The sequence below is a fragment of the Streptomyces sp. NPDC033229 genome, from assembly GCF_055576875.1.
The window spans coordinates 205513-218812 of the sequence record NZ_JBVIQR010000005.1 but is presented as its reverse complement, the minus strand read 5'-3'; the positions used below and the strand labels follow the sequence as shown (position 1 = coordinate 218812).

Here is a 13300-nt window from a genome sequence, read left to right as displayed (position 1 = left end):
CAGCCGCGGAAACCGGCTAGAACCGGCCCGCGTTCTTCTTGTCGACGGCCTGGTAGCTGTGGGTGGCCTCGCGGAGGAGGTCGCCGATCTTCTGGAGGGTCTGGGTGAGGTCCTGGGCCGTGGCGTCCCAGCCGCGCTGGCGGGCGTAGAAGGCCTCCTTGGCCTCACCGTCCCAGTCGTCGACGACGTTCTTGACCTGCGCCTGGAGGTCCCCGAGGCGCTGTGCCATCGTCGTGGCGGACTTCTTCACCGACTCGGAGGCGTTGATGACGCCCTCGTACGTGATTTCCATCGGAACTCCCTGTCCTGCTGCGTCGTGGGCGCGTACTACGAAGAAGTGCTACGAAGTGACGTTGAAGCGCGACAGCACGCCGCTGCTGCCGGCGCCGCCATCGATCTTGAAGCTGTTCAGGCGGTCGGCTTCGTTCTGGTTGAAACCGTCACGGCTCGCCTGAAGCGCTTCGCGGGTGAAGTCCAGGTACTCGTTGAGCTTGCGGACGTCGTCGTTCACCCGCCGCTGCAGCTCGGCGTACTGGAGCTGGGCGTCGCTTCGCCAGTGGGAGCTGATGCCGTCCACGACGGTGGTCAGGTTGCGGATGGTGTCGCCCAGCATGGTCTTGACCTCGTCGAGGTCACCCACGGCCTTCTTGAGCTTCTCATCATGCGTACTGAGCTTGCCGGACATGATTCACCGTCTCCTTGTTGGGATTCGCCCCGTTGGCCGTGCCACCGCATCACTCTAGTCACATGCGGTGACTCCTCCAACGCATTTGAGTAGTCATTGAGTTGGGGTACTCACCGGATCTGAGTAGCCGTACTCACTGCGTGTCGTCCGGTGCGCTGATCGCGAGGATCATTCCGCTGTCCTCGGCGCCGAACCCGCCGTCGTTGACGAGGAGCAGGCGATCGTTCAGCAGGCGGGGGAAGCCCTCGGATTTCGCCATGAGGGATTCGTTCTTCAGGTCCGCCGACGTGCCCGTGTGGTCGACGGCGCGTTCCGCTTTGCCGGTGGACGTGGCGACGTAGGAGATCCGACCGGGGCGGTCCGGGGTGGCGAAGGTGTAGGCGGCGAGCCGGCCGTTGCGTACGGACACGGGCACGGTCGGCCGGTTGGCGTCGGCCTTGAAGGTCCAGCGCTCCTTGCCATTGGACAGGTCGTAGGCCATGGTCGCGCCGCGGCCGGCGACGTAGAGGGAGTCCTTGTCCACTACTGCCCCGGTGCAGCCGGAAGTGGCCAGGAAGCAATTCCCCTGCTCCCAGAGGGTGTTGTAGGCGACGCGGGCCTTTTCCTTTCCGCTCTCCGGGTCCAGCACGACGAAGTCGTACAGGTTGTCCGATCCACCGTTGCCCGGGGCCTGGGTGACGACCAGCGGATTGGTCGAGATGATGGAGAGGAAGCCGTCATTGCGCTTGATGGTCCGGCTCCACCGCGACTTCTCCAGCTTCTTGGGGTTGATCGAGCGGATCTTGATGCTGTCCGATCCGCAATAGGTGATGGCGATGAGCCGGTCACCTCCCGCGGAGTCGACCATTTCGCAGCTGTCGCGCTTCTCCTCCTCGATGCGCTTGCCGTCCTTGAGGCGTCGCGTCTGCTCACCGTTGCCCCAGATCGCGTAGACGTGGCCGTCGTGGAGGGCGAGTTCGAGGTTGGCCTTGGCCCACTTGCCGGGGGTGAGGGAATCGCCCGCGTCCTTCTCCGGGACGAGGAGCTCATCCCAGATCCGCTTGCCGCTCCGCAGGTCGACGGCCATCAGGTGCGTGCAGACACTGCCGAACTTGGCGGCGATGACGGCGACGTTCCCCTCGGACTCCCGGGAGGCCGAGCAGAGCGGGCCCTGGAGGAGGAAGGACCACTTCTTCGCGCCGGTCTTGATGTCGTAGGCGGTGACCATGTCCGGCTCGGCCTTGACGACGAGCGAGGAGGTGAACCAGGTGCCCAGGGCCTGCCTGTTGTCCTTGTCCGGCTTGGTGCGGGCCTCGGCCATCCACGCGACCCGGCCGGCGGCGGGGCCGTTCGCGGTGGCGGCGGGCTTCTTCGAACCGGACGAGTCGTCACCGGTGAACGCCCACAGCGCGCCGCCGCCCGCGGCGAGCAGGACGGCGAGCACGAGACCTATGAGGGCCGGTTTGCGCCAGGCGGGCGGACCGCTGCGTGGGGAGGGCGCGGAAGGGACGGGGGGCGGCGTCACCGGGGGCAGCGGCGCCGATGGCGGCTGCTGCGGATAGCCGTAGCTCGGTGGTTGCGTCACTGACTGGACTCCTGCGTTCTCGTTCTGGTGGCTCGGCGGGGCTGACAGGGGCGGGTCAGTGGAACGACATGATCATCGAGGGATCGCTCATGCCCTCTTCCGGGACCAAGTAGAGGCGGTCGTCGCGGAAGTAGGCGGTCCCGCGGCGGGCGAGCCAGTACTCCCGCTCGGCGGACTCCTCGGGCAGCTTCATATAGACGGTCGGGGTGCCGTCGGCAGGGTCGAGGGAGAGCAGCTTGCCGCCCTCGTCCTTGGTGGCCATCTGGTAGACGAGCAGGCGTCCGTCGTGCATGGCGACGGGCCGGTTGGCGCGGTTGCCACCGAGAGGGGCGGTCCAGCGCTTCTTGCCCGTGGCCAGGTCGATCGCGACGATGGCGGTGACGCTCACCCCGTCCTGGTTCGTCTCGTCACTGCGGGTGGAGAGGTAGAGCGTCTTGTCGTCGGTCACCGTCCTGCCGCAGGACGCCAGCACTCCTTTTCGGCATTCCTCGAAGTGGTACGGGCCCGCCGAGATGGATATCAGGGCCTTCAGACGGCCCTTGTCGTCCAGCGTCACGATGTCCGAGGGCGAGTTGTCGTTCTCCCGGCCGACCGCCAGCACCGGAGGGTCGGCGGAGAGGATGTTGTGCACCTCGATGCCGTCCATGACCTTCCAGGTCCACTTCTCCACGCCGGTCTTCGGGTCCACGTTCATCACGAACTGCCGCCCGAAGATCTGGCACTGGGCGACCGTGAGCTGCCGGTCGCCCTTCACGGCCGAGCCGCGCTCCATGCAGCCGTAGTTCTCGGCCTTGCGCTTCGCCCCGCTCTTGGCGTCGTAGACCAGGGCCTCACCCACCTCCGCCACGTTGACGAGGCCGTGGCTGATGACGATGTTGGCGTTGCTGCGCATGTCCTTGTTGCCCTGCGCGTTGACCATGTCCTTCGTCCACAGCTGACGGCCGCGCTCGATGTCGACGGCCATCAGCTTGTCGCACTCGAACTCCGCCTTGCCGTAGACGATCACCGCGACGCCGCCGTCGGGCGTGGGCGACTGTGTGCAGGCGAATCCCGGGACGGGGACGGTCCAGCTGGGCTTTCCGGTGGCGACGCTGTAGGCCGTCACCGTCTTCTGCGTGTTCATCACGACGTTGCCCTTGGCGAACCACAGCGGGGCCACGCGCTGGGCGTGGTCCTTGTCCGGGGAGGGCATGGGGACCATCCAGTCGAGCTTCGCGTCGACGGAACGGGTGGGCTTCGCCTCGGGGGCCGCCTTCTTGTCGTCCTTGCCCCAGAGCAGCCAGCCACCCGTGCCCGCTCCGGCGACGAGCAGCACCGCGAGCGCGATGACGAGGCCCTTGCGGCGCCCGCCGGTGCGGGAGCCGCCCGGTGGTGGCCCGCTGTCTCCGGTCGGTGGCGGGCCGAACGGCTGCGGTGCCGGGCCGAAGCCCTGGGGCACCGTCGGGCGCTGCGAGTCGTGTGGGGGAAGTGGCTGAGTCATGGGTTCCTTCGTGCCGGTGCCGCCTAGTGCGAGGGGCGGCGCTTGCGGTCTCTTACGACCATGGCCGAGCCCGCGATCACGGCGATCAGGACGGCCGTGCCGCCCAGGGCGTACGTCGCGAGCCGCACCTTACGTTCCTGGGGTGTCTCCCCCAGCGGCAGGGCTGCGGGCTGTGGGGCCGCGACGGTGCGGGCGGGGCCTTGGCGGGGGGTGACGCGGTCGATCGGGCGCTCGTCCTCGGTGAGGGCGCGGACGGGGTCGACCACTCCCCAGCCGATGTGCCGGTCGCGGGCGTCGGCGGCGCGTTCGGCGGTCTGCTCGATCTGCGCCACCACCTGGTGCTGCCGCCAGTCGGGGTGTTTGGCCCGGATGAGGGCGGCGACTCCGGCCACGTAGGGCGCGGAGAAGCTGGTGCCGTTGTCGACGCACTGGCCGCCGCCGGGCACGGTGGAGACCATCTCGACGCCGGGTGCGGCGACACCGACGAACGGGCCCGACTGGGAGAAGGGGGCGCGTTCGTTGTTGCGGTCGGAGGCGCCGACGGCGAGCACGCCTGGGTAGGCGGCCGGGTAGGTGTCCTTCGACCTGCCGTCCTGCCCGTCGTTGCCCGCCGAGGCGATCACGACGACGTCGCGGGCGAGGGCCGCCTTGACGGCCAGCTCGAGGTCGGAGTCGGGCGCCAGCCGGTCGGTGGTGTCCTGGGAGATGTTGATGACGCGGGCGCCCTCGTCCACGGCCTTCTTGATGCCCGCGGCGAGGGTGCGGGAGGTGCCGCTGCCCTTTTCGTCGTTCTGCCGGATCGGGATGATGACCGACTCCGGGGCGATGCCGACGAACCCGCTGGCGGGGGACGGCCGGGCGGCGATGATGCCGGCGACCTTGGTGCCGTGGCCGACGAGGTCGACGGTCGGTCCCGGATTCCCGCCCTGGCTCCCGCCCTGGCTTCGGTTCCTGTCCTCGCTGCCGGCCCGGCCCTTGGCCCCGTCTCCGCCCTTGTCGCCCCCGGAGCCCCCGGAGCCCTTGGCTCCCTTGGCGGCCTTGGCGGCCTCGTCCGTGCCCCCGCCCTTGCCGTCCGCGAGCAGGTCGGCGCCGCTGCCGACGTCCACGGCGTCCTTGAGCTGGGGGTTGCGATTGTCCACGCCGGTGTCGATGACGGCGACGCGCACCGGGCGGCCGTGGGCGTCCTTGCCCTTGGTGTGCTGCCAGAGCTGGTCGAGGAGCACGCGTTGCAGTGACCACGGCGTGCCCTTGATGGGCTTCGCGGGGTACGTGCACTGGCCGTTGCCCGACAGGGTCGGGGAGGCCGGGCCGGGGGCGGAGGCGAGGTCGGGCGACATCGGGCCCGCGGCCCCGCTCAGGGCCGCCAGGAGCGCCGCCGCCAGCAGTGTTCCGGTCATGGGTGTGGTCTTCATCAGGCTACGAACCCTGTGGCTGCTTGGCGCTGTTGGAGTCCAGGCGCGGTCCGGTCGGCAGGAAGGCGGACCAGTTCGCGGGTACCGGGACGGGGTCGACGTCCCGGTACCCGAGTCGGGTGCGGGCCTCGTCGGACTGCTGTCGGGCGGGCGCGGCGGCCTCGGCGGCGTCCGCCTCCTCGGCCGTGCCAGGTGCCGGGGTGGGCTTCCGGCCGATCCGCGACGTGTCCTTGGCGCTGTCGTTGTTGGACTGCACGGCGTAGCGCAGCCCGGTGTCGGCGACGAGGAACACCGCGCCGCTCCTGGTCTGGCGCCCGGTGACCTGGCGGTAGAGGAGACCGGACCCGGGGGTGACGTACGCGCTGGTGGCGCCGTCGGGGATGGTGGCGGGGTAGTCGGTGCCCGCCCAGGTGCCCAGGTCGAGGGTGCCCTTTGCGCTCATGCCGCCGAACAGGCTGCACACGGTGTTGCGGGCGGCGCCACCGCCTGCGGCGCGCTCGACGGAGTTGGCCTGGCGCGGCACCAGGTCGGGCCAGCGGGAGGTGCCGTAGAACTCCTCGGCGTCGGGCGTGAAGTCCGCGGCGCTGACCCGCTCGGGAGCGCCGGCCTGGCCGAGGGAGGCCAGTGCCTTGCTGCTGAGCAGCAGCTTGGCGACGAACTCCGAGACGCGCGCGACCTTGCCGGGCAGCACGACGTAGTGCTGGGTGCCGGTGCCGGCCGGGGCCTGGAGGATGGTGCCGATGCGGTTGGCCCGGGTGTTGAGCGTGGGCACACCGGCCGGTTCGCCGATGGCGCCGCGCACCTTGGGGAAGGTGATGGGCGTGCCTTCCTCGAACGTGCCGAGCCAGTCCTTGGTGACGCGCTGCGGAACGGCGCCGTCGCGGAAGAGCGAGCGCAGCAGCAGGTTGTGGTCGGCGGTGTCGGCGCTCTGCCAGTCGGGGCCGCCGATGAGGTATTTGGTGCCCTTGGGGTCGATGAGATAGCGGGCGCCGTCCGGTCCCTGGACGTACAGGGCCTGGCTGCCCCGCAGCCGTTGCGGCCCGTTCAGCTGCTTCCCCTTCGGGTCACGGTCCGAGAAAAGGAAAACCGCCTTTTGAGTGGTTTTCCCGTTGCCGCCCGGCTGTTGGCAGACCGCCCACTGCTTCTGTTTGCCCGCTTGGCCGGCGCTGGGCATACGGTCCGGCGCGTAGGGAATGCCGAGAGTCGGGCCGCGCGGAATATGGCCGTTGTCGAGTTCGGATTCCCGGACCTTGATGACGGATGCCTTGTCGGGCGTCAGCAGAAGCTTGGCGGAGGCCAGATTGAGCACCGGGTGGAGCTGCTTCTTGCCGTCGGTCATGAGAACGACGTAGCGGGTCGTGGACTCGCTGCCGACGATGACGTGGGCCTCGGGGGTGTCCCAGCCCTTGGGGGCAGTGGGCTTGAACATGCCCCACGCGCCGAAGCCCGCCACGAGCAGCGCGCCGACGACGATGCCGGGGAGGACGGTGCGCAGCGGGCGCGGCGCTCCCTCTTCCGTTCCGCTGGGCGAGGGTTGCAGAAAGGCGGCAACTGTCCGTTTCTTCGCGAAAGTGTAGGCGTTGAGTTCATCCCGCCGTGATGCCATGTTGCGCCGTTTCTCCCCAGTATTCGGCTTCGGTTGACGGGCGCCGCCCTCGGTCCCGGTGTCGTACCGACCCTCTACTATGCCCGTAGGCGAGAGAAGCTCGACGTCGGGGAGCTGTCTCTCAAGAGGCGGTACACCATTTCGGCGCGGGCATTGCCGGTGCATTTCGGGATATACGAGGGGGCTCTGACGGGGATGGCTGCCGCGACGCGCGTACGGGCGGCGGGAGGCACGACGGGCCGGTCCGGGCCGGCAGGCCCGGCACCCCGGCCGGACTCCGCCGCCACCGTTCCGGCGGCTTCGGGGGCGGTGCTCCCACGACCCGCCGCGGGGCCGGGGGCGCCCGGATCGTCGCTGTTGCGACAGTTGGTGCTCGTCGAGGTGGCGGCGGCCGTCGTGCTCGTCGGGTGGGCCGTCGGCCGGGCGGCGCTGGTGCCGGCGGCGGTGTTCGCCGTGGTGCTGGTGCTCCTCGCGGTGCTGCGCCGGGCACACCGGCCGATCGTGGACTGGCTGACCACGGGCCTCGCGCTGCGGCGGCGCGTGCGGCGCGCTGCGGAGCCCGCGGCCCCGGGGACGCATCCGGGGCTCGCGCCGGTCGTGGAGTGCGAACCGGCGCTGCGCACCGAGGCGTTCGCCGCCCGTGAGCGGCGCGTGGTGGGCCTGGTCGGGGACGGGACGTTCCTGACGGCGGTGCTGCGGATCGAGGCCGTGGACGCCCCGCTGCGCGCGCACCGCACGGAGAAGGCGCTACCGCTCGCCCTGTTGCGGGACGCGATGGACGTGGACGGCATCCGGCTGGAGTCCGCTCAGGTCGTGCAGAGCACACTGCCGTCGCCCGCGCCGCATCTGCCCGCCCAGGCGTTGACCGCCCGGAGCTATGCGCCGCTGCAGGCGCTGACCGGCTCCCCCGCCGTGCGGCTGACCTGGGTGGCGCTGAAGTTCGACCCGGAACTGTGCCCGGAGGCCGTCGCCGCGCGCGGTGGCGGCGCGGAGGGCGCGCGGCGCTGTGTGCTGCGGGCGGCGGACCAGCTGGCGAGCCGGTTGCACGGCGCGGGCTTCACGGCGGCGGTGCTGTCGGAGGAGGAGCTGACGGCCGCGATCGCCACGGCCGCGAGCGTCAATCCGATGGCCACGGCCCAAGCGGGGCGCACGGGGGCCGCCGCGCGCCGGACCGCCGAGACCGCCCGCGCCTGGCGCTGCGACGACCGGTGGCACAGCACGTACTGGGTGGGCCGCTGGCCCCGGTTGGGCCCGGCGGCGACTCCGCTGCCGCAGTTGGCCGCGCTGCTCACCTCATTGCCCGCGTCGGTGACGACGCTGAGCCTGACGCTGGGCCGTGGGCGCACGCGCGGCGGGCGGCACGCCCCGACGGTGACGGGGCACGTGCGAATCACCGGGCGCAGCGCCGATGAACTGGCGGCGCTCGGCCGGGAGATGGAGCGGGCCGCGCGGGCCGTGAAGGTCGGGCTGATCCGGCTGGACCGCGAGCAGGTGCCCGGTGTCCTCGCCACCCTGCCGCTGGGAGGGACCCGCTGATGAACGCCGCTTCACCCACTCCCCCGCCCGCCCCGGCGCCCGCCGTCCGTCGGCCGCGCTTCGGTTTCGGGCTGCTCGGGCCCCGGCGCGGGCGGCACGAGCTGTCGGCGGAGGAGTTCGAGTCGCTGGCGCTGCCGGTGGGCGACGACGGTGTCGTCATCGGCTCCGACGCGCAGGGCGCTCCGGCGGTCCTCGGCCTGGGCCGCCCCAGCCCCTTCGACGTGGTCCTGGTCGGTGGGGCGTGGACGGCACAGGTCATCGCCGTGCGTTCCGTCGCCACCGGTGCCCGCGTCGCCGTCGAGACCGGCCGCCGGCCGTTGTGGACGGCGCTCGCGCAGGCCGCCAACAGCGGGCAGCAGTGCGTCACCCTGCACGACGTGGGCCGGTTGCCGCCGCAGGGCCCGTCGGTGCACAGCCCGGTGCTGCTTGTCCGTGACTGCGGTGCGCGGCCACCTCGTGGACGCGTCGGTTCCGCCCCCTGGCAGCCCGTGCTGACCCTGCTCCCCTATCTGAGTCCCGTCGCCGCGCGGCTGATGGAGGCCGCCGATCTCGTCGGCATCCAGCGGGTCTCGCCGGAGGAGGCACGGCAGGCCGGCCGCATCATGGGGCTGCCGCAGAGCGACGTGGAGGCACTGTCCACGCTTCCGGACGGCGTCACCCTCTGGTGCACATCCCGGTCCCGGATGTACGTCGCCACGCGGCCGACCGAGCCCGAGGCGGGGCTGCTGGGTGCCGAGCGCCGGATGGACTGAGGGGCGGGGCCCGGGTGCCGATTCCCCGGTGAATGAGCGGCAGATAACGGGACATGTCAGGAAGGCTCCGTCGTCCGTACGTTCCGCATGGGCGTGCGCCCGTATGCCGGAGAAGCGGCCGGGGCGCCACTTCGGGCGCGGACGGGCAGGTGACGGCGGGGGCGGCTGATGGGTCGGGGACGGGCCTGCCGTGGCGGTACGGATGACGATTAGTCTTGGTGTGCGTACGCACGGGAGAAACCCGACGCCGCGCCTGTCGCGTCACCCATGGGGGACCCGGGCAGTCGGACGACGGGATCGGTCGGCCCCGACAGGCGGCTCCATCGGGCGCCGGACCAAACCAGCAGCAGGAGGAATTGTGGGCAGCGATCGGAACGAGATCCGCGCGGCAGGGGACACAGCCGGCGAGGACCGGTCCGACGCCGAACACGACTACGAGCACACCGGCGAGTTCACCATCGACTACTCGCCGCCCGCCTGGTACACGCAGAACCCGTCGCCCGCCCCGGGCCCCGGGGCCACCGAGGGTGCTCCCGCCGACGTGAGCGAGGCCGACGCGGCGGATGACACTCCGCCTCCGCCGCCCACGGGCGAACCGCTGTGGCCGTCCCCCACGGCCGACGCGCCCGCCGCGGGCGGCGCCACGACGCGTTTCTCCAGTGCCGTGGCGCAGGACGAGAAAGCCGCCGACGCGGCCGAGTCGCATGCCGCCGCGCAGGCGGCGGACGCCCCGGGCGCCGACGCCGCGGCGCGACCGGGCCCAGGGGCCGAGGGCCGTAGGGACGAGGGCCCGAAGGGCGCCGCCCCGGGCGCCGGGGACACCGCGGCCGGCTCGGGTGACGCGGACGGCCCGGCGGCCCAGTCGTGGGACCCGCCGTCGCTCCCGCAGGTCGCGCTGCCGCCACTTCCCCCGAACTTCCCGCCCGCGAGCCCGGGTACGTGGCCGCCGTCGGCGCCGGATGCCGCTGCGCCGTTCCCCGGCGCCGGTGCGACCGCGACGCCGCCGCCCGCCCAGCCGGCACCGCAGGCCTTCCCGCCCCCGCCCAACCCCACGGCCCCGCAGGGCGGCTATGGCTACCCGCGCCCCGACGCGCAGGACGCTCCGGCGCCCACCGGACCGCCGCTCCAAAGCGCCCCCGCCGACGCACCCACACCCCCGGCCGACGGCTACGGCTACCCGCGCCCCGATGCGCGGAGCACCCCGGCCGCCGCGGCGCCCGCGCCTGCCGGGCCTCCGCCGCTGCCGAGTGCCCCTCCCGCCGAGGAGCCCCCGGCGGCACCCGAGGCCGACGCCCCCGCGCCGACCGGTGGTTACGGCTATCCCCGCCCCGACGCGGAAGCCCGCTCGGCGGAGCCGGAGCCGGAGCCGCACGCGGCCGCAACGATCCCGGCGCCGCGCGACCCCGCCCCCGAGGCCTCTGCCCCGCTGCACCTCCCGGACCATGAGGAGGGCCGGGAGAGCCAGGAGGGCCCGGGCACGGGTGGTTACGGCTACCCGCGCACCGACGCCCCGGCCGCCCCCGTACCGGCGCCGCAGGCCCACACGCCGGCGCCGCAGGGCGGTTACGGCTACCCGCGGCCGCAGGACGCCGGCCCCGGTGCCGCCCCGCAGTCGTCGTACGACCAGCCCGGGGCGATGCCCCCGGCCGCCGTCCCCGGACAGCCCGGCCCGGCACAACCGATGCCCGGTCAGCCGATGCCCGGTCAGCCCGCGCAGGCGCAACAGAGCCCCGGCATGCCGCCGTCCGGGCAGCAGCCCCCCGCGGCCGCTCCCGGCCCGTACACCGCCCAGCCCGGCCCGTACTCGCCGGGTCAGCCGCCGCAGGCACCCCGGACACCGCAGGCTCCGCACGCCGCGTACGCACCGCCGCCCGGTGCGCTCCCCCCGGCCGCGTCCCCGGTGCCGCCCGGGGCCATGCCCGACCCCGCGCAGCCCGCCGCCCCCGTCGACCCGCGGACCGGCGGCTGGCCGGCCGTGGCGCCGGAGCAGCGGCAGCGGTCCGTGCACGGGGCGCCGCTCGGTTACACCGCGGCGGTGGAGCTGTCCTCGGAGCGGCTGCTCAAGAACAAGCCCAAGCCGAGGAAGCAGAGCGGCAACAGCCGGTTCAAGTTCGGCGGCAAGAAGGAAGAGGCCGAGCGGCAGCGCAAGCTGGAGCTGATCCGGACGCCGGTGCTGTCCTGCTACCGCATCGCGGTCATCAGCCTCAAGGGCGGTGTCGGCAAGACGACGACCACCACCGCGCTCGGCTCGACGCTCGCCAGCGAGCGCCAGGACAAGATCCTCGCGATCGACGCCAACCCCGACGCGGGCACGCTCGGCCGCCGGGTGCGCCGCGAGACGGGTGCGACGATCCGTGACCTCGTGCAGGCGATTCCGGGCCTGCACAGTTACATGGACATCCGCCGTTACACCTCGCAGGCGCCCTCCGGTCTGGAGATCATCGCCAACGACGTGGACCCGGCGGTCTCGACGACCTTCAACGACGAGGACTACCGGCGGGCGATAGACGTCCTGGGCAAGCAGTACCCGATCATCCTCACCGACTCGGGCACCGGTCTGCTCTACAGCGCGATGCGCGGCGTCCTCGACCTCGCCGACCAGCTGATAATCATCTCGACGCCGTCCGTCGACGGTGCGAGCAGCGCCAGCACCACCCTCGACTGGCTCTCCGCGCACGGCTACGCCGAGCTCGTCTCGCGGAGCATCACGGTCATCTCCGGGGTCCGGGAGACCGGAAAGATGATCAAGGTGGAGGACATCGTGTCGCACTTCGAGACCCGCTGCCGCGGTGTCGTCGTCGTGCCCTTCGACGAGCACCTGGCGGCGGGTGCGGAGGTCGATCTCGACATGATGCGGCCGAAGACCCGCGAGGCGTACTTCAACCTGTCCGCCATGGTCGCCGAGGACTTCGTACGGGCGCAGCAGCAGCAAGGCCTGTGGACCTCCGACGGCGGCACCCCGCCGCCGCACCTGGCCCCGCCGGTGCCGGGCGGCTACGCGCCGGACCCCGCCCAGCCCGGGTATCCCGGATACCCCGGTCAGGGCGCGCCCGCGGCCCCCAACCCGTACGGCGGGCAGCCTCAGCAGCCCTACCAGCAGCCGGGTCCGTACCAGCAGCCGGGCGGCTGGCAGCAGCCTCCCCAGCAGGGTGACTACGGCTACCCCCAGCAGTACCCCCCTCAGCAGTAACCGCAGCAGCAACCACGGGGACACGAAAGGGCCCCGGGCGGCAGTCGCCGCCCGGGGCCCCTCGTTTCACCCGTACGTCACACGTACGCGGTACGCGCGTGGGTCGTCAGCCGACCGGGGCGGCGCTCTCGTGGGCCGCGACCAGTTCCCGCGCCCGCTTCACGTCGTCCGCCATGCAGTCCAGCAGGGCCTCGATGGACTCGAACTTCTCCATCCCGCGCAGGTAGGCGAGGAAGTCCACGGCCGCGTGCATCCCGTACAGATCGAGGTCGACCCGGTCGATGGCGTAGGCCTCCACCGTCCGCTCGGTGGCGTCGAACTGCACGTTCGTACCGACCGAGATGGCCGCGGGCATCGCCTCGGCGCCGACGGTCAGCCAGCCCGCGTAGACCCCGTCCGCCGGGATCGCGGTGTGCGGCAGCGTCTCCACGTTGGCGGTCGGGAAGCCCAGCTCGCGGCCGCGCTGCGCGCCGCGCACCACGACGCCCTCGACGCGGTGCGGGCGGCCGAGGATCTCCATGGCGCCCGCCACGTCCCCCTCGGCGACCAGGCGCCGGGTCAGGGTGGAGGAGAACGGCAGTCCGCCGCCCGCCGCGCCGGTCACATACAGGTCGATGACCTCGACGTCGTAGTCATAGGTGCCGCCGAGCTCCTTCAGGAGGCCGACGTCGCCGGCCGCGCGGTGGCCGAAGCGGAAGTTCGGGCCTTCGACGACGAGCCGCGCGTGCAGCTTGTCGACGAGCACCTTCACCACGAATTCGGCGGGCGAGAGCTTCGAGAACTCCGCCGTGAACGGCAGGATCAGCACCGCGTCCACCCCGAGCTCGGCCATCAGCTCCGCGCGCCGGTGGTGCGGCGCCAGCAGGGGCGGGTGGCTGCCGGGGCGCACGACCTCGCTGGGGTGCGGGTCGAAGGTCACCACGACCGAGGGCACGCCCAGTTCGCGCGCCCGCTCCACCGCCCGGCCGATGATCAGCTGATGCCCGCGGTGCACGCCGTCGTACGAGCCGATGGTGACGACGCTGCGCCCCCAGTCCTGGGGGATGTCCTCCAAGCCACGCCAGCGCTGCACTGT

Annotated in this window: 10 protein-coding genes; 3 read left to right on the top strand and 7 right to left on the bottom strand. The window is 72.2% G+C overall.

Going from position 1 to position 13300, the window contains the following annotated elements; translation table 11 throughout:
• Positions 1 to 16 precede the first annotated feature (16 nt).
• From ACZ53N_RS07430 to eccB, 6 genes are all read right to left on the bottom strand, one after another.
• Positions 17 to 292 carry a WXG100 family type VII secretion target gene (locus ACZ53N_RS07430; protein ID WP_365378079.1) on the bottom strand — a complete coding sequence of 92 codons (276 nt, stop codon included), beginning with the start codon at positions 290 to 292 and terminating at the stop codon, positions 17 to 19.
• A gap of 48 nt (positions 293 to 340) precedes the next feature.
• The gene (locus ACZ53N_RS07425; protein WP_469139963.1) at positions 341 to 685 is read right to left on the bottom strand and encodes a WXG100 family type VII secretion target; all 345 of its coding nucleotides are present in this window, start codon (positions 683 to 685) and stop codon (positions 341 to 343) included.
• Between the two features lie 133 nt (positions 686 to 818).
• Entirely contained in the window at positions 819 to 2249 is a 1431-nt protein-coding gene (locus ACZ53N_RS07420) for an outer membrane protein assembly factor BamB family protein (RefSeq protein ID WP_469139962.1), read from the bottom strand.
• A 55-nt stretch (positions 2250 to 2304) separates the two neighbouring features.
• Positions 2305 to 3729, bottom strand: a complete 1425-nt coding sequence (locus ACZ53N_RS07415; RefSeq protein WP_469139961.1) for an outer membrane protein assembly factor BamB family protein — start codon at positions 3727 to 3729, stop codon at positions 2305 to 2307.
• A gap of 23 nt (positions 3730 to 3752) precedes the next feature.
• Positions 3753 to 5141, bottom strand: a complete 1389-nt coding sequence (gene mycP / locus ACZ53N_RS07410) for a type VII secretion-associated serine protease mycosin (protein WP_469139960.1) — start codon at positions 5139 to 5141, stop codon at positions 3753 to 3755.
• A gap of 4 nt (positions 5142 to 5145) precedes the next feature.
• Positions 5146 to 6747, bottom strand: a complete 1602-nt coding sequence (gene eccB, locus ACZ53N_RS07405; RefSeq protein ID WP_469139959.1) for a type VII secretion protein EccB — start codon at positions 6745 to 6747, stop codon at positions 5146 to 5148.
• Positions 6748 to 6942: 195 nt separating this feature from the next.
• Between eccB and eccE the strand changes: the two genes are divergently transcribed.
• The 3 genes from eccE (at position 6943) to ACZ53N_RS07390 (ending at position 12225) form a co-directional block, all read left to right on the top strand.
• Positions 6943 to 8283: a type VII secretion protein EccE gene (gene eccE, locus ACZ53N_RS07400; protein WP_469139958.1), complete on the top strand. Its 1341-nt coding sequence runs from the start codon at positions 6943 to 6945 to the stop codon at positions 8281 to 8283.
• Positions 8283 to 9035, top strand: coding sequence for a hypothetical protein (locus ACZ53N_RS07395; protein ID WP_469139957.1), 753 nt, complete (start codon positions 8283 to 8285; stop codon positions 9033 to 9035). The genes eccE and ACZ53N_RS07395 overlap by 1 nt, the downstream gene beginning before the upstream one ends.
• Positions 9036 to 9393: 358 nt before the next feature.
• Positions 9394 to 12225: an SCO5717 family growth-regulating ATPase gene (locus tag ACZ53N_RS07390; protein ID WP_469139956.1), complete on the top strand. Its 2832-nt coding sequence runs from the start codon at positions 9394 to 9396 to the stop codon at positions 12223 to 12225.
• Between the two features lie 106 nt (positions 12226 to 12331).
• On the opposite strand, the gene ACZ53N_RS07385 is transcribed toward ACZ53N_RS07390, so the two are convergent.
• Positions 12332 to 13297, bottom strand: coding sequence for a bifunctional riboflavin kinase/FAD synthetase (locus tag ACZ53N_RS07385; protein ID WP_469139955.1), 966 nt, complete (start codon positions 13295 to 13297; stop codon positions 12332 to 12334).
• Between the last annotated feature and the right edge of the window lie 3 nt (positions 13298 to 13300).

What these genes read in the sequence shown, in the direction of transcription:
- mycP (WP_469139960.1), bottom strand. Translation starts at nt 5,141, where the DNA reads ATGAAGACCACACCCATGACCGGAACACTGCTGGCGGCGGCGCTCCTG.
- ACZ53N_RS07415 (WP_469139961.1), bottom strand. Translation starts at nt 3,729, where the DNA reads ATGACTCAGCCACTTCCCCCACACGACTCGCAGCGCCCGACGGTGCCC.
- ACZ53N_RS07430 (WP_365378079.1), bottom strand. Translation starts at nt 292, where the DNA reads ATGGAAATCACGTACGAGGGCGTCATCAACGCCTCCGAGTCGGTGAAG.
- eccE (WP_469139958.1), top strand. Translation starts at nt 6,943, where the DNA reads ATGGCTGCCGCGACGCGCGTACGGGCGGCGGGAGGCACGACGGGCCGG.
- eccB (WP_469139959.1), bottom strand. Translation starts at nt 6,747, where the DNA reads ATGGCATCACGGCGGGATGAACTCAACGCCTACACTTTCGCGAAGAAA.
- ACZ53N_RS07395 (WP_469139957.1), top strand. Translation starts at nt 8,283, where the DNA reads ATGAACGCCGCTTCACCCACTCCCCCGCCCGCCCCGGCGCCCGCCGTC.
- ACZ53N_RS07425 (WP_469139963.1), bottom strand. Translation starts at nt 685, where the DNA reads ATGTCCGGCAAGCTCAGTACGCATGATGAGAAGCTCAAGAAGGCCGTG.